Consider the following 21396-nt stretch of genomic DNA (forward strand, 5'->3'; position numbering starts at 1 on the left):
TACGGGGCGGGGCAAGGTGGGCAGGGCCGATCGGCGGCGCACCGGGGCCTAAGGTCGGTACGAGCACCGCGCACCACATGAGAGACTGGTCTAGACAACCGTCAGAGATTTCGAAGGGCAACACCATGGCTGAGCGCCGCGTCAACGTCGGCTGGGCCGAGGGCCTGCACGCCCGCCCCGCGTCCATCTTCGTCCGTGCCGCCACGGCTGCCGGAGTCCCCATGACGATCGCCAAGGCCGACGGCAACCCGGTCAACGCCGCGTCCATGCTCGCGGTGCTCGGTCTGGGTGCGCAGGGCGGCGAGGAGATCGTGCTGGCCTCCGACGCCGAGGGCGCGGACGTCGCTCTCGACCGGCTGGCCAAGCTGGTCGCCGAGGGTCTTGAGGAACTCCCCGAGACCGTCTGATCCGGTCGACGGCACGTCCCGTCACATCGAAGGACCGCGGAACCCGAATTCGGGCTCGGCGGTCCTTTCGTTTCCCAGTAATGCGCGTGCGGGAAACGAATTGCGGGCAGCGCGATGCGGCGCCCCTTATCGCCTTTCTTTGTATACGGCCGTGCTGTTAAGTGCGGGCGCTCGCGGTGTTTACGGCATGTTGCGAAGTCCTCACGGCCGCGGGCCCGCGCAGCCGATGGGCGGAAAAGGATCGCTCCGCGTGCAGGGCGGTGAGCGAACGGGCGCGTTCGGCGTCGCCGCGGGCCACCGCGTCGGTGATCGCGCCGAGTTCGGCCCAGGCCTCGGCCGGGCGGGCCGGCGCCTCGACCGCGTACATCCAGGCGACCTTGTGCCTCAACTGCGTGAGCAGCGCGATGAGTCCGGGGCTCGCGGAGGCCTGGGCGAGCGTCTCGTGGAACCAGCCGCCCAGCGAGCGCAGGTCCTCGCCCTGACCGCGCCGGGCCCGGTCCTGACCCAGCCTCACCAGGCCGCGCAGCACCTTGAGATGGGCCTCGCTGCGGCGGCCCGCGGCCCGGGCGGCGGCCAACGGCTCAAGCACCAGGCGGAGTTCGAGGAGGTCGGCCGCCTCAAGGTCGGTGGGCTCGGCCACGCAGGCGCCGGCGTGTCTGCGGGTGGTGACGAACCCCTCGGACTCCAGGGTGCGCAGGGCCTCGCGGACCGGGACGCGCGAGACTCCGTAACGGCGTGCGAGGACTTCCTCGGTGAGCCGGCTGCCGCGCTCATGGACACCCGAGACGATATCGTCGCGGATTGCCGTGCATACCGAATGCGCCGGAATGCGCATGGCCGAACCTCCGCCTTAATCCCCGCGAAACGCGGTCGGGCAATGCCTGTTCCGTGACTCTATGGCAGGCCTTGTTAATTCCCGGTGACGGGCCGGAACCAATGGATATCTTTTGGCCAATGCCGAAGGCCCCCGGCAGCATGCCGGGGGCCTTCGGTGTGCGCGCGGACGTCTTGGACCTCTTGGACGTCTCGTACGCCTCGGATGTCTCGTACGGCTCGTACGGCTCGTACGTCTCAGACGTTCACGCCGTGCGAGCGCAGGTAGGCGACGGGGTCGATGTCCGAGCCGTAGTCCGGGCCGGTGCGGGCCTCGAAGTGGAGGTGAGGGCCGGTGGTGTTGCCTGTGTTGCCCGACAGGGCGATCTGCTGGCCCGGCTCGACGGACTGGCCGACGGAGACCTGGATGACCGAGAGGTGGCCGTACTGGGTGTACGTGCCGTCGTTCATCTTGATCACGACGTTGTTGCCGTACGCGCCGCCCCAGCCCGCCTCGACGACGGTGCCCAGACCCACGGCGTGCACCGAAGTGCCGCTCGCCGCATGGAAGTCGATGCCGGTGTGGCTGCCGGAGGACCACAGCGATCCGCCGGTCTTGTAGCCGGTGGACACATAACTGTCGGATATGGGGGCCACGAAGGTGTTGAGGCGCTTGCGCTCGGCCTCGCGCGCCGCGCGCTCCTTGGCCTCGCGCGCCTCCTTGGCCCGCTGCTCGGCCTTCGCCTTCGCGGCGGCCTCGGCTTCCGCCTTCGCCTTGGCCTTCGCGGCGGCCTGCTTCTGCGCGTCGGCCTGGGCCCCCACCTGGTCGGCGATGGTGTCGCCGATGACGATGGCCTGAGTCAGGCCCGTGTCGGCGGCGGCGGACGGAGCCGCCATGGCCGGGGAGGCGAGGGTGCCTACGACTCCGGCGGTGGCGAGGGTGGCGATGCCCGCGATGTTCGCGCTGCGGCGCGTCATACGGCTGGGCGCGCGATGCTTCCCGGTGGCACGGGTGAACGCCATGAAGTGGCGGTGTCCTTTCCTTCCATCTCGCCTACCGGGTTAGCTGACGGGTTCGGAGCAGGAAGGTCTCCTACGGGCTCCTCCGCGGGCGGAGGCGTCCGATTCACCCCAGGGACTGAGTGGGTCCCCGGCTCCCCAGGCTCGCGCCTTCGGGGACTCGGCGATCACTGTCCGGTGCCGCGGCTGCGACGGGTGGTGACGGACAGCGGGACCGACGCTAGACGGCTGATCTTTCAATCACCAAACAGACACCGGTTTTTGTAGCGCACGCCACATGACAGACAGGCAACCTCCCCAACAAACCGGACATTGCGCCGAAGATCAGGAGGACCCCGGCAGCGCATCCGCCACCGGGGTCCCGTGACCCTCGGCCGTCCGGGTGCCTCGACGGGCCCGGACGGTTCCTCAATCAGCCTGCTACGACGGTCACTTCACCGATTCCGAGCGCCCTGACGGGCTCCTCGATCTGTGCCGCGTCGCCCACCAGGACCGTGACGAGCCGGTCGGCCGGGAAGGCGTTGACGACGGCCGCCGTCGCCTCCACGGTGCCGGTCTCCGCGAGCAGCGCGTACAACTGCGCCTGGTAGTCGTCGGGCAGGAACTGCTCGACCTGGTCGGCCAGCGTTCCCGCGACGGCCGCCGCGGTCTCGTACTTGAGCGGCGCGACGCCCACCAGGTTCTGCACGGCCGTCTCGCGCTCGGCGTCCGTCAGACCCTCGGCCGCCAGCGTGCGCAGCACCTTCCACAGGTCGTCGAGGGCCGGGCCGGTGTTCGGGGTGTCGACCGAGCCGCTGATGGCGAGCATGGCCGCACCGCCGTCCGGGCCCGAGCGCAGCACCTGGCCGAACGCGCGAACGCCGTAGGTGTAGCCCTTCTCCTCGCGCAGCACCCGGTCCAGGCGCGAGGTGAGGGTGCCGCCCAGGCAGTACGTGCCGAGCACCTGGGCCGCCCAGACCCGGTCGTGCCGGTCGGCACCGATGCGGCCGATGAGCAGCTGGGTCTGGACCGCGCCGGGGCGGTCCACGATGACGACCCGGCCGGTGTCGTCGGCGGTGATCGGCGGCATGGGGCGCGGCTCGGCCGTGTTGCCGGTCCAGTCGCCCAGGGTGTCCGCGAGGATCGCGTCGAGGTCGGTGCCCGCCAGGTCGCCGACGACGACGGTGACCGTCGTCGCCGGGCGCACGTACGCCTCGTAGAAGGCGCGCACCGCGGCCGCGTCGATGGCGGCGACGGTCTCCTCGGTGCCCTGGCGGGGCCGGGACATGCGCGCGGAGGCCGGGAAGAGCTCCTTGGAGAGCTGCTTGGCGGCCCGCCGGGACGGGTTGGCCTGCTCGTGCGGGATCTCGTCGAGCCGGTTGCGTACGAGCCGCTCGACCTCGGAGTCGGCGAACGCGGGGGCCCGCAGCGCCTCGGCGAGCAGCGAGAGCGCCTTGGGCAGTCGCGAGACGGGCACTTCGAGGGAGATCCGGACGCCGGGGTGGTCGGCGTGCGCGTCGATGGTGGCGCCGCACCGCTCCAGCTCGGCGGCGAACTCCTCGGCCGAGTGCTTGTCGGTGCCCTCGGTCAGGGCGCGCGCCATGATCGTGGCGACGCCGTCGAGGCCCTCGGGCTCGGCGTCCAGCGGGGCCGCGAGGAAGATCTCCACGGCGACGACCTGCTGGCCCGGGCGGTGGCAGCGCAGCACGGTGAGGCCGTTGGGAAGCGTGCCGCGCTCGGGGGCCGGGAAGGCCCACGGCGTGGCGGTGCCGGCGGCCGGCTGCGGGTGGAACTCCATGGTCACGACAGCGTCCGTCACTGGCCCGCCTCTTCCTCTTCGTTGCCTGCCTCGGGTGCCTCGGTGGGCTCGTACACCAGGACCGCCCGGTTGTCGGGGCGCAGGGTCGCGGCGGCGACCGCCTTGACCTCCTGTGCGGTGATGTCCAGGACGCGGTCCACGGCGGTCAGGGCGAGCTGCGGGTCGCCGAACAGCACGGCGTACCGGCACAGTTCGTCGGCGCGGCCGGCCACGGTGCCGAGCCGGTCGAGCCACTCGCGCTCCAACTGGGCCTGGGCGCGCTCCATCTCCTCCTCGGTCGGGCCCTCCTCGGCGAACCGGGCGAGCTCCTCGTCGACCGCGGCCTCGATGTCCGGGACGTCGACGCCGGCCGACGTCTTGACGTCCAGCCAGCCGAGCGAGGGGGCGCCGGCGAGCCGCAGCAGGCCGAACCCGGCCGCGACGGCGGTCTGGTCGCGGCGGACCAGGCGGTTGTGCAGCCGGGAGGACTCGCCGCCGCCGAGAACGGTCAGCGCCAGGTCGGCGGCGTCGGCCTCGCGGGTGCCGTCGTGCGGCAGCCGGTAGGCGGCCATCAGGGCGCGCGCCGGGACGTCCTCCTCGACGACCTCGCGCAGCTGCCCGCCCATGGTGTCGGGCAGCGCGCCGTCGCGCGGCGGCTGCTTGCCGTCGTGGGTGGGGATGGAGCCGAAGTACTTCTCCACCCAGGCCAGCGTCTGCTCGGGGTCGATGTCGCCGACCACCGCGATCACCGCGTTGTTGGGCGCGTAGTACGTACGGAAGAAGTTCCGGGCGTCCTCCAGCGTCGCCGCGTCCAGGTCGGCCATCGAGCCGATCGGCGTGTGGTGGTAGGGGTGGCCCTCCGGGTAGGCGAGGGCGGTCAGCTTCTCGAAGGCGGTGCCGTAGGGCACGTTGTCGTAGCGCTGGCGGCGCTCGTTCTTGACGACGTCGCGCTGGTTCTCCATCGACTGCTCGTCGAGGGCTGCGAGCAGCGAGCCCATGCGGTCGGCCTCCAGCCAGAGCGCGAGCTCCACCTGGTGGGCGGGCATGGTCTCGAAGTAGTTGGTGCGCTCGAAGCTGGTGGTGCCGTTCAGCGAGCCGCCGGCCCCCTGCACCAGCTCGAAGTGGCCGTTGCCGTGCACCTGGTGGGAGCCCTGGAACATGAGGTGCTCGAAGAGGTGGGCGAGGCCGGTGCGGCCCTTGACCTCGTGGCGCGAGCCGACGTCGTACCAGAGGCACACCGCGGCGACCGGGGTCAGGTGGTCCTCGGAGAGCACCACGCGCAGGCCGTTGGCCAGTCGGTGCTCAGTGGCTGTCAGACCGCCGGAGCCGGCCTGCGCTGTGGCCGTGTGACCCATGGGCATGTACGTCCCTTCGTTCGCGATGTGCAGTACTGCGAGGTGAAGTACTGGCGGGGTAAGTCCTCAAGTGAAGAAGTCCTGCCACTGTATGCAAGCGCGCGGGCACCTGGCGAAGTTCCCGGGTCGCGGTCGGCGTTGTCAGTGGGACGGTCCACAATGGTCGGCAGCAGAGATCCGATCCGGTACGTGAAGGAGCAGCAGCCGCGATGGCCCGCCGCAGCACGAAGACCCCGCCGCCGCCCGACGACTTCGAGGAGCGGATCCTCGACATCGACGTCGTCGACGAGATGCAGGGCTCCTTCCTCGAGTACGCGTACTCCGTGATCTACTCGCGGGCCCTGCCGGACGCCCGGGACGGCATGAAGCCCGTCCAGCGCCGCATCGTCTACCAGATGAACGAGATGGGCCTGCGCCCCGACCGGGGCTATGTGAAGTGTGCCCGCGTCGTCGGCGAGGTGATGGGCAAGCTGCACCCGCACGGCGACGCCTCGATCTACGACGCCCTGGTGCGCATGGCGCAGCCGTTCTCGATGCGGCTGCCGCTGGTGAACGGCCACGGCAACTTCGGCTCGCTCGGCAACGACGACCCGCCGGCCGCCATGCGGTACACCGAGTGCAAGATGGCGGACGCCACGTCGCTGATGACGGAGTCGATCGACGAGGACACCGTCGACTTCACATCCAACTACGACGGCCAGGAGCAGGAGCCGGTCGCCCTTCCGGCCGCCTATCCGAACCTGCTGGTCAACGGCTCGTCCGGGATCGCGGTCGGCATGGCGACCAACATGCCGCCGCACAACCTGGGCGAGGTCATCGCCGCGGCCCGCCATCTGATCCGGCACCCGGAGGCGGACCTGGAGGCGCTGATGCGCTTCGTGCCGGGTCCCGACCTGCCGACCGGCGGGCGGATCGTGGGCCTGGGCGGCATCAAGGACGCGTACGAGTCGGGCCGCGGCACCTTCAAGATCCGCGCCACGGTGTCGGTGGAGAACGTGACGGCGCGCCGCAAGGGCCTGGTCGTCACCGAGCTGCCGTTCACGGTCGGCCCGGAGAAGGTGATCTCCAAGATCAAGGACCTGGTCGGCTCGAAGAAGCTCCAGGGCATCGCCGACGTCAAGGACCTCACCGACCGTTCACACGGCCTGCGTCTGGTCATCGAGATCAAGAACGGCTTCGTGCCCGAGGCCGTCCTGGAGCAGCTCTACAAACTGACGCCGATGGAGGAGTCCTTCGGCATCAACAACGTGGCCCTGGTGGACGGCCAGCCGCTCACCCTGGGGCTCAAGGAGCTCCTGGAGGTCTACCTCGACCACCGCTTCGACGTGGTGCGCCGCCGCAGCGAGTTCCGCCGCACCAAGCGCCGCGACCGGCTGCACCTGGTCGAGGGCCTGCTCGTGGCCCTGGTCGACATCGACGAGGTCATCAGGATCATCCGGTCGAGTGACAACTCGGCGCAGGCCAAGGAGCGGCTCATCGAGCGCTTCTCGCTGAGCGAGATCCAGACGCAGTACATCCTGGACACGCCGCTGCGCCGGCTCACCAAGTTCGACCGGATCGAGCTGGAGAGCGAGCGCGACCGGCTGACCGGCGAGATCGACGAGCTGACCGGGATCCTGGACTCGGACAACGAGCTGCGCAAGCTGGTCTCGGCCGAACTGGCCGCGGTGGCCAAGAAGTTCAGCACCGACCGGCGCACCGTGCTGCTTGAGTCGGCGGGCGCCCCGGTCGCGGCGGTCGCCCTCGAAGTCGCGGACGACCCGTGCCGGGTGCTGCTCTCCTCGACGGGCCTGCTGGCCCGCACCGCCACCGGCGATCAGTTCGTGGCCGGCGAGGACGACAAGCGCGTCAAGCACGACGTGATCGTCTCGGCGGTGCCCGCCACCCAGCGGGGCGACGTGGGCGTGGTGACGTCCAGCGGGCGGCTGCTTCGCCTCGCGGTGATCGACCTGCCGCAGCTCCCGGACACGGCGTCCGCGCCGAACCTGTCGGGCGGCGCCCCGATCTCGGAGTTCCTGTCCTCCCTTGAGGCGGACGAGACGGTGGTGTGTCTCACCACGCTCGACGAGTCCTCGCCGGGGCTCGCGATCGGCACCGAGCAGGGCGTCGTCAAGCGGGTGGTGCCCGACTACCCGGCCAATAAGGACGAGTTGGAGGTCATCACCCTCAAGGACGGTGACCGGATCGTGGGCGCGGCCGAGCTGCGCACCGGCGAGGAGGACCTGGTCTTCATCACCGACGACGCCCAGCTCCTGCGCTACCAGGCGAGTCAGGTGCGTCCCCAGGGGCGGCCCGCGGGCGGCATGGCCGGCATCAAGCTGGCCGACGGCGCCAAGGTCATCTCGTTCACGGCGGTCGACCCGGCCGGGGACGCGGTGGTGTTCTCGGTGGCCGGCTCCGGGGCCACCCTGCTCGGCGACACGGCGGTGTCCGGGAAGGTGACGCCGTTCGACCAGTACCCGCGCAAGGGCCGGGCGACCGGCGGGGTGCGCTGTCAGCGGTTCCTGAAGGGCGAGGACAAGCTGGTGCTCGCCTGGGCGGGCCCGGCCCCGGCCCGCGCGGCCCAGGCCAACGGCGCCCCGGCGCAGCTTCCGGAGCCGGACCCGCGCCGGGACGGCTCGGGCACGCCGCTGCCCTCACCGGTGGCGGTCCTGGCGGGCCCGGCCTCGTAACGAGGGGCGAGCGGCCGACGGGGCAGCGAGGGCCAGATACGGCCAGAGCCTCAACTAGCCGACGGGGCCGGGGAGTTCGTCGAACTCCCCGGCCTCTTCCGGCTCCCGGGGATCCTGCTCCGGCTCGGGTACGTAGCGCAGGACGCCCCACATCGCGTGCTCGGGCGGGGTCTCGCCCGGGGCCGCCACGCACCCGGCGAGCTGCTTTTCGAGCTCGGGTGCGTCGATGCCGGCGCCGATGAGGACGAGCTCGGTGCGGCGCTCCTGCTCGCGCTCCCACGGCTCGGGGTAGAAGCGCAGGAACCGCCCGACCGCGTGCAGGCTGTACCGGTTGCGGGGGTCGGCCGCGCCGAAGTCGACGAATCCCTTGATGCGGTAGAGGCCCTCGGGCCGGGTGTCGAGGAAGGCCATCAGGCGGCGCGGGTCCATGGGCACGTCCGAGGTGAAGGCGACCGATTCGTACCCGGCGTGCAGATGAGGATGCGCATGCCCCGTGCAGGTGCTGTGGTCATGACCGTCCTCGCCGCAGCTCCCCTCTTCGGGCCCGTCGTCGAGGAGGTCGTCGAAGGCGAGCTGGCCGACGCGTTCCGTCAGGGGCCTGCGGTCGAAGAAGAGCTCCGGGTCGACCCTGCCGTACGCGGACTCGACCACTGCGGCCGTCCCCGCGAGCGCGGTGCGCAGCCGGGCCAGGTCCGCCGCGTCCACCCGGTCCGTCTTGTTGAGCACGACCAGGTCGGCGACGGTCAGATGCCGCTCGATCTCGGGGTGCTTCTCGCGTGTGGCGTCGTACTCCGCCGCGTCCACTACCTCGACCAGGCCCCCGTACACGATCCGCGGGTTCTCGCTGGCGAGCAGCATCTTCACGAGTTCCTGGGGTTCGGCGAGACCGCTCGCCTCGATCACGATGACGTCGAGGCGGGCGGCGGGCCGGGTCAGCCTGTCCAGGTAGAGGTCGAGCTCGCTCGCGTCCACGGCGCAGCACAGGCAGCCGTTGCCGAGCGAGACGGTGGAGTCGCCGAGCTGGCCCGCCACCGTCATGGCGTCGATCTCGATGGAGCCGAAGTCGTTGACGATGGCTCCGATGCGGGTGCCGCGGCAGGCCCTGAGCAGATGGTTGAGCAGGGTGGTCTTGCCCGAGCCGAGGAAGCCCGCGAGGACGATGACGGGGATCTGCTTGCTCGGGCTGCTCACCTGGGACCTCTCAGACTGCGGGTACGGGCTGCGGCGGGGGCGGGCCCACATAGCGGGCCGCCGGACGAATGATCTTCGAGTCCGCCGACTGCTCCAGGATATTGGCGCTCCAGCCGACCACCCGCGCCGCGCAGAAGGTGGGCGTGAACATCTCGCGCGGCAGCCCGCACAGCTCCATGACCACCCCGGCGTAGAACTCCACGTTGGTGTGCAGCTCGCGGCCCGGCTTGAGCTCGGCCAGGATCGCCTCGACCTGGCGCTCGACCTCGACGGCGAATGCGACGAGCTGCCCGCCGAAGCCCTCCGCGATCCCGCGCAGCATGCGCGAGCGGGGGTCCTCGGTGCGGTAGACGGGGTGCCCGAAGCCCATGATCCGGTCGCCGGCCAGGACGCGTTCGCGAATCCAGCCGTCGATGCGGTCGGGGGTGCCGATCGCGTCCAGGGTGTCGAGGGCGCGGCTGGGGGCGCCGCCGTGCAGCGGCCCGGAGAGCGCGCCGACCGCGGCCACCAGGCATGCCGCGACGTCGGCCCCGGTGGAGGCGACGACGCGGGCGGTGAAGGTGGACGCGTTGAAGCCGTGGTCGATGGTGGAGATGAGGTACTGCTCGACGGCCCTCACGCGCTCGGGCTCGGCCTGCGAACCGGTCAGCATGTAGAGGTAGTTGGCGGCGTACGGCAGGTCGTCGCGCGGCTCGACCGGTTCGAGCCCCTGGCCGAGGCGGTGCAGGGCGGTCAGCAGGGTGGGCACGGCGGCGCAGGCGGCGAGCGCGTCCTCGGCACGCTGCCCGGCGTCCAGGTCGTACACCGGCCGGAAGCCCTTGGCCGCGCCGAGCAGGGAGAGCGCGGTGCGCAGCCCGGCGAGCGGTCCCGACAGGGCGCCGGTGCGGGCGATGCCGGGCAGCGCCTCGCGTACGCCGTCGGGCAGGTGGCGCAGTGCGGCGGTGCGGGCGGTGAAGGCTGCGCGGGCCTCGGCGTCGGGCAGCTCGCCGTGGAACATCAGGTGCCAGACGTCCTCGAAGCCACGGCTCTGGGCGAGCTCGACGGCCGAGTACTGGCGGTAGTGGTAGAAGCCCTCGCGGCCCCGGACGTCGCCGAGTTCGGTGTCCGTGACGACGACGCCCGCGAGCCCGCGGGGTACCGCGGCGGGGGCGGTGATGGTGCCGGCCATGTGGCTGCCTCCTTCAGTTCTTCATCTTGACTTGACTGTCTATGATTGACTCCGAGACTGTCAATGTTGATCGAATCAATATGGATACGGTGACCGCATGACTGATCAGGCACGGCTCACCACCCGCGAGGCGGCGGAGCGGCTCGGCGTGAAGCCCGAGACGGTCTACGCGTACGTCAGCCGCGGGCAGCTGAGCAGCGAGCGCGCCCCGGGCGGCCGGGGCTCCACCTTCGACGCGAAGGAGGTCGACGCGCTGGCCCGGCGCAGCGGCCGCCGCGAGCCGGGCACGGGCACTCCGGGCGGGGAGTTCACGTTCCGCACCGGCATCACCCTGATCGACAAGGACCGCTACTACTTCCGCGGCGTCGACGCCGTCGAGCTCGCCACCGTGTACGGCTTCGAGGAGGTCGCCGAGTGGGTGTGGACCGGGGAGCTCACGCACGGCCCCCGGTTCACCGCGCCGCAGCCGTTCCTCGACGCTGCCCGGCTCGCCGTCAACGCGCTGCCCGTGCACAGCAGCACGATGGACCGGCTGCGCGGTGCGGCGGTCGCGGTCTCGGCGGCCGACCCCCTGCGCTTCGACCTCGACCCCTCGGCCGTGCTCGGCTGCGGCCGGATGCTGATCCCGACCCTGGTCGGCGCCCTGCCGGCGGCGGGCAAGCGACACCGCGGCGAGGGCCGGACGGCCTGGCAGCTGTGGCAGCGCCTCACCCCGCAGATTCCTGACGATCAGTCAATTCGCCTGCTCGACACGGCACTTGCCCTGCTCATCGACCACGACCTGGCCGCCTCCACGCTCGCCGCCCGGGTCGCGGCCTCGGCCCGCGCACATCCCTACGCCGTGGTCTCGGCGGGGCTCGGCGCCCTGGAGGGGCCGCTGCACGGCGCCGCGAGCGGGCTCGCGCACCGCACGCTGGCCGAGGTGCTCGAACGCGGCAGCGCGGCCCCGGTCGTCGCAGACCATCTGCGTTCGGGGCGCCGCGTGCCCGGGCTCGGCCACCGGCTCTATCCGGGTGAGGACCCGCGCGCCCGGGCCCTGTTCGCGCTGCTCGAAGCGATCCCGCAGGCCTCGGATGCACTGGCCGCGGCGCGCGACGTGGTCGACACGACGGCCCGGCACACCGCGCTGCACGCCAATGTCGATCTGGCGCTGGCCGTCATGAGCGTGGCGTTCGGCATGCCAGCCGAGGCCGGCGAGACGGTGTTCGCGGTGGCCCGCACGGCCGGCTGGATCGCCCACGCCCTGGAGGAGTACGCGGAACGCCCGCTCCGGCTGCGCCCGAGCGGCCACTACACCGGCCCCCGCCCACCCCGCCCGCTGCCCGCCTGACCGGATCCGGCGCGGCCTGAACTCGGCTGTCTTCAGGGCAACTTGGCCCGGCGGGTACGTACCGCCAGACTGGCGCCATGGAACTCACAGTGCCGGTCAAGGACGGCGAGGTCTGGGCCGAGGACACCGGCGGCGACGGTCCCCCGCTGGTGCTGCTGCACCCCGGGGTCGCGGCCTGTGGCGTCTGGGACCCGGTCATGCCGGGGCTCGCCGGGCGCCGCCGCGTGATCCGGTACGACGCGCGGGGCTTCGGGCGCTCCCCCGCGCCCACCGCTCAGTACTCACTCTCCGGCGATCTGCTCGCGGTGCTCGACCACTTCGAGGTGGACCGGGCCGTGCTCGTCGGGTCCAGCATGGGCGGCGCGACCGCCCTGAGCCTCGCGCTCGACGCCCCCGCGCGGGTCGCCGGGCTCGCCCTGTTCTGCCCCGGCGTCACCGGCGCACCCGACCTCGAATCCCCCGAACTCGTCGCGCGGATCGTTGAGTTGGCGCAGAGGGGCGACATGGAGGGCCTGGTGGCGCTCAGCCTGCGCACCTGGGGAGCGGCCGGAACCGGCGACGACCCCGAGGTCGCCGCGCAGGTGCGTGCGGCGATCCCGGGGTGGTTCAACAATCTGGGCCGCCAGGTCCCGGACGCGGACGCCTTCGACCGGCTCGGCGAGATCGCCGCGCCGTGCCTGCTGGCCCTCGGCGAGCTCGACCAGATCCAGGTGGTCCGGTGCAACGAGGCGATGGCCGCCCGCATCCCGGGCTGCCGCCTGGTCCGACTGCCGGGCAGCGACCACTTCCCGTCACTGCGGGAGCCGGACCGGGTGGCCCGGCTGACGCTGGAGCTGTACGACAGCGTCGCCTGAGCCCCCTGGCGATCAGGAGCCGTACGCCTCGAACTCGCTGAACTGGGCGGCCGGCCAGCCCGTGTTGGCGGTCACCGTCAGCCGCAGATGGCGGGTGCTGGTGTTCGCGGGCAGGGCGATGGTGACCTGGTTGCCGGTGGCCGGATCGAAGGTGTAGCCGCGGCTCGCGACGAGCTGCCCGTACGAGCCGTTGTCGGCGCTGCCCAGCACCGACAGCGTCTCGGTGCGGGCGCCCCAGGCGGTGGCGGGCGGCAGCTTCAGGACGAGGTGGTCCACACTCCGTACGGAGCCGAGGTCGACGGTGATCGACTGCGGGAAGGCGTTGTTGGCACTCTCCCAGTAGGAGTTGGCGTCGCCGTCGACGGCCTTGGCCGCGTCGTAGACCTGGGTGTGCGAGGTCTCGGTGACCGGGCGGCCCTTGGCGAGGTCGGGGTCGGCGGGCGGGCTGCTGGGCGGCGGCGAGGTCGGCCCGGTGGGCGGCGGGCTGCTCGGAGGTGTCGTACCGCCGCCGTGGTCGTAGTTGGGCCTCGGCCACTCCCCGCAGTAGGTGGCGGGCAGTTTGCCGTTCCAGCCGGAGTTGCCCGGGCCCTGGGTGAGGGCGAGGCTGCCGCCGAGGCAGCTGTAGACGGGCTCGCCGAACCCGAGGTTCTTCGCCGTGACGCCGGTCATGCTCAGCTGGGCCGGGTCGTTGAACTGGAGGGCGAAGGTGCCGGTGCCGTCAATGTTGACGTTGTTGAAGGCGACCCCCTTCGTGGTGCCGGACACGAACTGGACGGCCGCGTAGGAGCTGTCCAGGATGTCGGTGTCGGTGACATTGACCGTCGCCTTGTCCATGGTGCTGTTGCGGGAGTCGAACCAGACGGCGCCGATCGGGAAGGGCCAGCCGAGGTCCGCGTTGCCCGCCCGTATGGTCGTGTTGCGGGCCAGCGTGACGGTGCCCTGGACGTCCGTACCGCTGCCAGGGTTGACGCCGTCGAACCGGTTGCCGACGTGCAGACCGCCGCCGTTGGTCACCGTGTCGGCGACCACATTGTCCGTCGCCGCGTTGTCCTTGCCGCCGTACAGGGCGATGTTGTTGGCGAGGACGGGCGCCACCACCGTATTGCCCTTGAACGTGTTGTTCGCGTCGGTCACGGTGTCCGACCACATGGCAAGGCCGTCGTCACCGGTGTTGCGCAGGAAGGTGTTCTCCACCGATGAATGGGTCACTCCCCAGTGGAAGTTGACGCCGTCGGCCGTCTGATCCAGGATCCGGCTGTTCTTTATGTGGAAGTCATCCATGGGCCCGTCCATCCAGGCCCCGACCTTGGTGTGCTGGAGCCACACATCGTCGACGGTGGAGTTGCTGAGCGCGCCACCGATCCCGTTGACCTGGTCCTCGTCCACACGCTCGGTGATCTCGCCGATCAGCGCGAAGTCCTTCAGGATGACGTTGCGGCTGGGCCCGCCCGCCTCGTACGGGCGGATGCCGCCCTTGTAGCCGCCGCCAGTCACGTACTTGCCGTAGATCCCGGCGGCCCGGGTGCGGTCGGTGGAGCTGCGGCCGGTCAGGACCGAGTACCAGGGGCCCGCCCCGGCCAGCGTCACCTGGTCCACCACCACATGGTCGGTGAGCCTGAACGTGCCCGAGGGGATGTAGACCTCCTTGCCCTGGGCCTTTCCGGCGTCGACCGCCTGCTGGAAGGCGGAGGTCGAGTCGGCCGCGCCGCTCGCGTCGGCGCCGTAGTCCGTCACGGACAGCGAGCCCGCGGGCCGGGGCGCCGGATCCGGTACGAGTTCGAAGTCGGCGAGGTCGACGACCGCCCAGGGCGTCGCGGTGGTCGAGTGCAGGGTGACGCGGACCTTCGCCCCGGCGGGCAGAGTCGTGCCGAGCAGTGTGCGGGTCTCGTCGTAGAAGTGGTGCGGCTTGTCGCCCGGCTGGTTCTGGAAGGGGTAACTGCCGTAGAACCAGCCGTACTTGGAGGTGAAGGTGACGTCCTTCAGCTTGGTACCGCCGGAGCTGATCTCCATCGGCGCGCTGATCCCGGTCCCCGCCGCGTTGTCGGGGACGCTGTAGCGGATGCCGACCGCGTTGGCCGGTGCGGTGAGGGTGAACTCGACGTACTGGCCTGCCCCGTCGAGCTTCACCGCACTGCGCCCGGAGGACTCGGAGGGCAGCGAGGTGTAGGTGCGGTCGGGGCCGATCACCGTGCCGTTGGTGGCGGCGGCCTCCGCCTCCAGCTCGGTGAACGGCACGGTGGCGCCCCGGCCCGCCACGGCGAGCGGGGACAGCGGGGCGGATTCGGCGGCCGAAGCCGAGGCGCCGCCGCCGATCCCGACGGCGCCGAGCGCGACGACACAGGCGAGCGCCGCGACCGCGGCGGCGGCCCGGCCGGGGGATGCGGTACGTCCGACGGATGCAGCACGCCTCGGCGTCGGCGGGGGCTGCTGGCGCACGGCTCCGATCGCATCTCTGATCATGCCCATGACAGATCCTTCCTTGTGGGAATGGGGAGCGGGGATGGCGCGGACGGGATCAGGCGCGCAGCCAGACCGCCGTGTCCCTGGGGAGCAGCCCGTCGGCGAGGGGGCCGCTCGCGAGGAGGAGCGTGCGGTGGTCCGGGAGCCGGGCCGGCTCGTCGGCGAAGTTGACCACGCAGCACAGGCCGCCCTCGCGGGCGAAGGCGAGCACGCCGTCGGGTGCGTCGAGCCAGGTCAACTCGCCGTTCCCGAAGCCCTGTTGGGTGCGGCGGATCCGGAGGGCCCGGCGGTGGAGGGCGAGCATCGAGGACGGGTCCTCGCCCTGCCGGTCGGCCGCGTACCGGGCCCAGTCGGCGGGCTGCGGCAGCCAGGGCGTCGCCCACGGCTCGGCCGTCCAGGGCAGCGGGACGCGGCAGCCGTCGCGGCCCGGGTCGACCCCGCCGGAGCGGAGGTGCATCGGGTCCTGGATGCGGTCCACCGGAATGTCGGCTTCGGGAAGGCCCAGCTCCTCGCCCTGGTAGAGGTAGACCGAGCCGGGCAGCGCGAGCGACAGCAGGGCGGCGGCGCGCGCCCGCCGGGTGCCGAGCGCCAGGTCGGTGGGGGTGCCGAAGCGCTTCGTCGCGAAGTCGAACCCGGTGTCCTCGCGGCCGTAGCGGGTGACCGTGCGGGTCACGTCGTGGTTGCACAGGACCCAGGTGGCGGGCGCGCCGACCGGGGCGTGTTCGGCGAGGGTGTCGTCGATGGAGGCGCGCAGCAGGGCGGCGTCCCAAGGGCAGGACAGGAAGCTGAAGTTGAAGGCGGTGTGCAGTTCGTCGGGGCGCAGATAGCGGGCGAAGCGCTCGCTGTCGGGCAGCCACACCTCGCCGACGAAGATCGCCCCGTATTCGTCGGCCACCGCCCGCCAGGAGCGGTAGATGTCGTGGAGTTCGTCGAGGTCGATGTACGGATGCCGGCCTTGGCCCGCGACGAACTCGGGCAGTGCGGGGTCCTTGGCGAGCAGTGCCGCCGAGTCGATGCGGACGCCCGCCACGCCCCGCTCGAACCAGAACCGCAGCACGTCCGCGTGTTCCCGGCGGACCGCCGGGTGGGCCCAGTTGAGGTCGGGCTGCTGGGGGGTGAACAGGTGCAGGTACCACTCGCCGTCCTCGACCCGGGTCCAGGTCTCGCCCGCGAACTGCGACGGCCAGGTGTTGGGCGGCAGTTCGCCGTGCTCGCCGCGGCCGGGCCGGAAGTGGAAGAGCTCGCGCTCGGGGCTGCCGGGCCCGGCCGCCAGCGCCGCCTGGAACCATATGTGCTGGTCCGACATGTGGTTCGGCACTATGTCGACGATGGTGCGGATGCCGAGCCCGCGCGCCTCGGCGATCAGCTTCTCGGCCTCGGCCATGGTGCCGAAGGCCGGGTCGATGACGCGGTAGTCGGCGACGTCGTACCCGCCGTCGGCGAGTGGGGACAGGTACCAGGGGGTGAACCACAGGGCGTCGACGCCCAGTTCGGCGAGGTAGGGCAGCTTGGCCCGGACGCCCGCGAGATCGCCGGTGCCGTCGCCGTCACCGTCGGCGAAGCTGCGTACGTACACCTGGTAGATGGCGGCCGAGCGCCACCAGTCGTCGCTTTCGTGGGCTGCCACGGCAGGTTCCTTTCGGGCAGGTGGGATCCCGCCGCCGGCCCCGTTGCTCAGCGGGGGCATGGTGGAAGGGGCCGGCGGCGGAGTGCGGGGAGGGGCGGGACCGGGACGTCAGCCCTTGAGGCCGCCCGCGGTGAGACCGCTCATGATGTTGCGCTGGAACACGATGAAGATGAGAAGTGTGGGGAGCGACGCCATGGCGAGCGCCGCCGTGAGCCAGTTCTCGGGCACACCCTGGGAGAGCGAGTAGATGCCGACGTTGAGGGTCTGCTTGCCGGGGTCGGGCAGTGTGAGCATCGGCCAGAGGAAGTCCTTCCAGACGCCGACCACCGCGAAGATGGACACGACGCCCAGGATGGGCCGCGAAATCGGCAGCACCACCGAGCGCAGCGTCCGCAGCGGTGAGGCCCCGTCGAGCGACGCGGCGTCCAGGAGCTCGCGCGGAATCGCGTCGAAGAACCGCTTGAGCAGGAAGATGTTGAAGGCGTTGGTGACCGACGGCAGCCAGATCACCCAGGGCGTGTTGAGCAGGTTCCGCCGGAAGATCGGCACGTCGAGCACGGTCAGGTACTGCGGCACGACGAGGACGGCGGCCGGGATCATGAGGGTGGCCAGCATCATCGCGAGGATCGCCCTGCCGAACACGGGCCTCAGTTTGGAGAGCGAGTAGGCGGCGGCTACGTCCAGGACCAGTTGGAAGGCGAGCGCGCCGAACGCGTACCAGAGCGTGTTGAGCAGGAGCTTCGCGAAGTCCATCACCCGCCAGGCGTTGGTGAGGTTCTCGGTGTGCATCCCGTGCGGGACCAGGGTCGGCGGGATCCTGGTGAACTCCTCTGTTGATTTCAACCCGTTGACGGCCATCCAGTACAGCGGACCGATGAAGACGAGTGTGAAGAGGACCATCACGAGGGAGAAGACGGTCCAGTAGACGACCTTGCCCCGGGTGCGGCCGAGGGTGGCCGGTGAGATGAGCGTGCGTGTCGGCATGGGTCCCCCACCGTCCGGTCTAGTCGTCGCTGTCGCGGCTCAGGCGCACGTACGCCGCCGAGAACCCGGCCAGCAGGACCAGCAGGCACAAGCCCAGCGCCGCGGCCCCGCCGTAGTTGTTGAAGTTGAAGGCGTACTGGTAGATGAGGTAGACCACCGTCGTCGTCGAGCCCTCGGGGCCCGCGCCGTTGGTGAGCAGGAACGGCTCGGTGAAGACCTGCATCGTCGCGATGATCTGCATCAGGAACATCAGCGAGAGCACGAGCCGGGTCTGCGGGACCGTGACGTGCCAGATCTTGCGCCACAGCCCGGCCCCGTCGAGCTCGGCCGCCTCGTACAGCTCGCCGGGAATGCCCTGGAGGGCGGCGAGGTAGACCAGGGTCGCGCTGCCCATGTTCATCCAGGTCGCCGCGATCACGACCGAGAGCATGGCGGTGTGTGTGGCCTGCAGCCACTGCTGCTCCGGCAGGCCGAACAGTTCGAAGATCCGGTTGAACAGGCCGTACCCGGGGTCGTAGAAGTATTTGAAGAGCAGCACCGAGGCGACCGGCGGCAGCATCACCGGCAGGTACACGAGGAGCCTCAAGTAGCCCCGGCCGTGCCGGAATTCATTGATCAGGACGGCGACCAGGAACGGCAGCACGAAGCCGAGGAGCAGGGCGAGACCGGTGAAAAGGAGGGTGTTGCGCCAGGCCTGCCAGAACGCCGGGTCGTGGAAGACGTGACGGAGGTTGGACCAGCCGGCCCAGGTGGTGCGGCCGTCCTTCGTCTTCTGGAAGGCGAGCACGAACTCCCTGACCATCGGGTACCAGGAGAAGAACGCGAAGCAGAGCACGGCGCCGATGAGGAAGCCGTGCGCGGTGAGGTTGCGCCGCAGTGCGCGGGCGAATCCGCGCTGCCGGGGCAGCGGACGGCTCCGGTGCGTCCGTGGTGTTTCCCGCGTGGGCAGGGTGGAGGCCGACATCGTCACTCCCGAATCCGGGGCGGGCGGGGCCGGCGGGTGCTCCGGCCCCTGCCGCCGTGCGCGCTACTGGTTCGCCAGGACCTGGTCGACCTGCGTCCGGGCGGTCGAGAGCAGCTTCGTGATGTCGGCGTCCTTGTTGGTGAGCACCGCGGACATCGCGTTGTCGAGGACCTTGTAGACCTCTTGGGCCTTCGGCGGCTCGGCCTTGCCGGGGATCGGGTGGGCGAGGTACGGCGCGAAGTTGGCGACCGGCATGGTGGCGTTGTCGGTACGGGACGTGAGGTCGGCGGCCTTCACGTCACCGGTGAAGAAGTTGGGCTGCGGCACCCCGACCGGCAGCTGGTCGGCCTTGGTGCGGGCCCAGTCGAACTGGCCCTTGCCGGGGCTGAGGGTCTTGAAGTTCAGCCAGGCGATCGCGGCCTTGATCTTGTCGGGCGAGCTGCCCTGCTTGATCATGTAGCCGTTGCCGCCGGTGAGCGTGGCCTTGCCGCCGGGGATCGGGCCCATGCCGAAGTTCTCGTACTTGGCGCCGAGTTGCTGGACCATGTACGCGATGTCGTCGGGTGCGGCGAGGAACATGCCGAGCTTGTCGGCGGTGATCTGCTTCTGCAGGTCGCCCCATTTCAGGAGCTGGGTCTTGCTCATGCTCTGGTCGCTCCAGCGCATGTCGCGCAGCTGTTGGAGGACCTGCTTGCCGGTGTCGTTGTTGAAGGCGGCCTTGACGTCGGCGCCCACCACGTCGCCGCCGAGGCTGTACATCGCGGCGGTGAAGTGCCAGCCGCCGGTGTTCTCGGCGCTGTACTCGCCGTAGCCGTAGGTGCCGTTGCCAAGTTTGGCGATCGCCCGGGAGTCGGCGCGGACCTCGTCCCAAGTGGCCGGCGGCTTGTTCGGATCGAGCCCGGCCTGCTGGAACAGCTTCCGGTTGATCATGATGCCCATCTGGTAATTGCTGGTGGGCAGGCCGTACATCTTGCCGTCCTTCTTGTACACCCCCATCACGGCCGGGTCGATGCTGTTCAGCGCCGGTACGGACGTGGCGGTGACGTAGGGGGAGATGTCGGCGGCGCCGTTGTTGTCCAGGACCTGCTGGAGATCGGTGAAGTACGTGTAGAAGACGTCGGGTTGGGACTTCGCCTTGAGGGCGGCGGTGAAGCGGGTCGGCTCCTCGCACTGCCCGGGCGTGGACTTACCGATGATCTTGACGTTCGGGTAGGTCTTGTTGAACGTCGCGACGTCCTGGTTCCACTCCTTGAGCTCGGCGGCCTTCGCGGCCGGCGGCACGCAGTCGATGGTGAGGTCCACCTTGGTCTTCGGGTCGAGCGGCGCCGCGGGGTCACTCGATCCGCTGCCCGGCTTGTTGTCGCCGCTGCCCGTGTCGCTGCTGGTTCCGCAGGCGGCGAGTGCGGCGAGGGCGACGGCGCCGACGAGCGCGGTGGCGGCGGTGCGGCGTGCTGGTCGTGCGGGACTGAACCAGGTGCGTCTCATCACAGGACCCCTTCGGGAGGAGCGTGGAAGCCCGTCGCTGACGGCAGCGGGGCGCGGCACACTCAACCACCGGCGTCACAGCGGCGCAATATCTCGCGCTGATTTAGTAAAACTTCGACAGAGCGTTGTACGCATGGGGTGCGACGGACGCACGCAACAGCGCGCCGGGCCGCATGACCCGACGCGCCGGATGACAGAGGTACGCAAGCGCCTAGCGCGGCACCTGCGCGGTCGAGCCGCGGACGACCAGCTCGGGCTCGAAGAGCAGCTCGCCGGGGGGCACCACGCCGCCCTGGATCTGCGCGGACAGGAGCTCGACGGCGGCCCGGCCCATGGCTTCGATGGGCTGGCGGACGGTGGTCAGCGGGGGCTCGGTGCAGTTCATGAACGCGGAGTCGTCGTAGCCCACGACGGACACGTCGCGGGGCACGTCGAGTCCCCGTCGGCGGGCGGCCCGCACGGCGCCGAGCGCGAGCGGGTCGCTGGCGCAGATGATGCCGGTGACGCCGCGTTCCAGGAGGCGGGAGGCGGCGGCCTGGCCGCCCTCCAGGGAGAACATGGCGCGCTCGACGCGGTCCTCGCCGAGCTCCGCGCCGGCCGCCTCGGCAAGGGCTCGGGCCGCCTCCAGCTTGCGCCGCGAGGGGACGTGGTCGGGCGGCCCGAGCACCAGGCCGATGCGCCGGTGACCCAGGGAGACCAGGTGCCGCCAGGCCTGTTCCATGGCCACCGCGTCGTCGCAGGCGACGACGGGGAAGTCGAGGTGCTCGATGGCGGCGTTGATCAGGACGACCGGGACCTTGCGGTCGGCGAGCTGCTGGTAGTGCCCGTGCGGGGCCTCCAGCTGCGCGAAGAGCCCGCCCGCGAAGACGACGCCGGAGACCTGCTGCTGGAGGAGCAGGTCGACGTAGTCGGCCTCGGAGACGCCGCCCTTGGTCTGGGTGCACAGGACCGGGGTGAGCCCTTGCTGGGCCAACGAGCCGCCGATGACCTCGGCGAACGCCGGGAAGATGGGGTTCTGCAGCTCGGGCAGGACCAGGCCGACCAGCCGGGCGCGCTCGCCGCGCAGCTGGGTGGGGCGCTCGTAGCCGAGCACGTCGAGCGCCGTGAGCACGGCCTGCCGGGTGGATGCGGAGACTCCCGGTTTGCCGTTGAGCACCCGGCTGACCGTGGCCTCGCTGACTCCAACCTTCTTCGCCACCTGAGCAAGTCGTCGCGTCATGCGCGCAAGACTAGCGCAAGCCATGCAAGCCGCTTGCGTTGATGTCGGGCTCGGTTTCGGGACGTGCGGA

Annotated in this window: 16 protein-coding genes and 1 riboswitch; of the genes, 4 read left to right on the forward strand and 12 right to left on the reverse strand. The window is 70.8% G+C overall.

The window, feature by feature from the left end:
- Window positions 1-125: 125 nt before the first annotated feature.
- The gene (locus OHA17_RS10430; protein WP_053725500.1) at window positions 126-407 is read left to right on the forward strand and encodes an HPr family phosphocarrier protein; all 282 of its coding nucleotides are present in this window, start codon (window positions 126-128) and stop codon (window positions 405-407) included.
- 157 nt (window positions 408-564) lie between these two features.
- On the opposite strand, the gene OHA17_RS10435 is transcribed toward OHA17_RS10430, so the two are convergent.
- The 4 genes from OHA17_RS10435 to OHA17_RS10450 form a co-directional block, all read right to left on the reverse strand.
- Window positions 565-1242, reverse strand: a complete 678-nt coding sequence (locus OHA17_RS10435) for a GntR family transcriptional regulator (protein ID WP_053725501.1) — start codon at window positions 1240-1242, stop codon at window positions 565-567.
- 236 nt (window positions 1243-1478) lie between these two features.
- Window positions 1479-2243 carry a M23 family metallopeptidase gene (locus tag OHA17_RS10440; RefSeq protein ID WP_406506076.1) on the reverse strand — a complete coding sequence of 255 codons (765 nt, stop codon included), beginning with the start codon at window positions 2241-2243 and terminating at the stop codon, window positions 1479-1481.
- Window positions 2244-2256: 13 nt separating this feature from the next.
- Window positions 2257-2416, reverse strand: a riboswitch (cyclic di-AMP (ydaO/yuaA leader).
- 236 nt (window positions 2417-2652) lie between these two features.
- On the reverse strand, window positions 2653-4017 hold the full coding sequence (locus OHA17_RS10445; protein ID WP_398880014.1) for a M16 family metallopeptidase: 1365 nt from the start codon (window positions 4015-4017) through the stop codon (window positions 2653-2655).
- A 17-nt stretch (window positions 4018-4034) separates the two neighbouring features.
- Window positions 4035-5372, reverse strand: a complete 1338-nt coding sequence (locus OHA17_RS10450) for a M16 family metallopeptidase (RefSeq protein ID WP_406510681.1) — start codon at window positions 5370-5372, stop codon at window positions 4035-4037.
- A gap of 209 nt (window positions 5373-5581) precedes the next feature.
- On the opposite strand from OHA17_RS10450, the gene OHA17_RS10455 reads away from it, so the two are divergent.
- Window positions 5582-8044: a DNA topoisomerase (ATP-hydrolyzing) subunit A gene (locus OHA17_RS10455; RefSeq protein WP_406506078.1), complete on the forward strand. Its 2463-nt coding sequence runs from the start codon at window positions 5582-5584 to the stop codon at window positions 8042-8044.
- 54 nt (window positions 8045-8098) lie between these two features.
- Here OHA17_RS10455 and OHA17_RS10460 read toward each other — a convergent pair whose 3' ends face one another.
- Entirely contained in the window at window positions 8099-9286 is a 1188-nt protein-coding gene (locus OHA17_RS10460) for a CobW family GTP-binding protein (protein ID WP_406506080.1), read from the reverse strand.
- Window positions 9246-10403 carry a citrate synthase/methylcitrate synthase gene (locus OHA17_RS10465; RefSeq protein WP_406506082.1) on the reverse strand — a complete coding sequence of 386 codons (1158 nt, stop codon included), beginning with the start codon at window positions 10401-10403 and terminating at the stop codon, window positions 9246-9248. The genes OHA17_RS10460 and OHA17_RS10465 overlap by 41 nt, the downstream gene beginning before the upstream one ends.
- A 97-nt stretch (window positions 10404-10500) precedes the next feature.
- Between OHA17_RS10465 and OHA17_RS10470 the strand changes: the two genes are divergently transcribed.
- Window positions 10501-11733 (forward strand): citrate/2-methylcitrate synthase, encoded by a 1233-nt coding sequence (locus OHA17_RS10470; protein WP_406506084.1) that lies wholly within the window; start codon window positions 10501-10503, stop codon window positions 11731-11733.
- Between the two features lie 77 nt (window positions 11734-11810).
- A complete protein-coding gene (locus tag OHA17_RS10475; RefSeq protein ID WP_406506086.1) occupies window positions 11811-12587 on the forward strand; it encodes an alpha/beta fold hydrolase in 777 nt (258 codons plus the stop codon).
- 12 nt (window positions 12588-12599) lie between these two features.
- Here the strand turns inward: OHA17_RS10475 and OHA17_RS10480 are convergent, their stop codons facing one another.
- From OHA17_RS10480 to OHA17_RS10505, 6 genes are all read right to left on the reverse strand, one after another.
- The gene (locus OHA17_RS10480; RefSeq protein ID WP_406506088.1) at window positions 12600-15053 is read right to left on the reverse strand and encodes a discoidin domain-containing protein; all 2454 of its coding nucleotides are present in this window, start codon (window positions 15051-15053) and stop codon (window positions 12600-12602) included.
- Window positions 15054-15102: 49 nt separating this feature from the next.
- The gene (locus tag OHA17_RS10485; RefSeq protein ID WP_406506090.1) at window positions 15103-16734 is read right to left on the reverse strand and encodes a glycoside hydrolase family 13 protein; all 1632 of its coding nucleotides are present in this window, start codon (window positions 16732-16734) and stop codon (window positions 15103-15105) included.
- Window positions 16735-16782: 48 nt separating this feature from the next.
- Entirely contained in the window at window positions 16783-17658 is an 876-nt protein-coding gene (locus OHA17_RS10490) for a carbohydrate ABC transporter permease (RefSeq protein WP_406506092.1), read from the reverse strand.
- A 19-nt stretch (window positions 17659-17677) separates the two neighbouring features.
- A complete protein-coding gene (locus OHA17_RS10495; RefSeq protein WP_406506094.1) occupies window positions 17678-18622 on the reverse strand; it encodes a carbohydrate ABC transporter permease in 945 nt (314 codons plus the stop codon).
- A gap of 63 nt (window positions 18623-18685) precedes the next feature.
- Complete coding sequence (locus OHA17_RS10500) at window positions 18686-20107, reverse strand: ABC transporter substrate-binding protein (RefSeq protein ID WP_406506096.1); 1422 nt, start codon at window positions 20105-20107, stop codon at window positions 18686-18688.
- A 211-nt stretch (window positions 20108-20318) separates the two neighbouring features.
- The gene (locus OHA17_RS10505; protein WP_406506098.1) at window positions 20319-21326 is read right to left on the reverse strand and encodes a LacI family DNA-binding transcriptional regulator; all 1008 of its coding nucleotides are present in this window, start codon (window positions 21324-21326) and stop codon (window positions 20319-20321) included.
- Window positions 21327-21396 lie beyond the last annotated feature (70 nt).

This window comes from Streptomyces sp. NBC_00212 (assembly GCF_045206365.1).
In the GTDB taxonomy this organism is placed as follows: domain Bacteria; phylum Actinomycetota; class Actinomycetes; order Streptomycetales; family Streptomycetaceae; genus Streptomyces.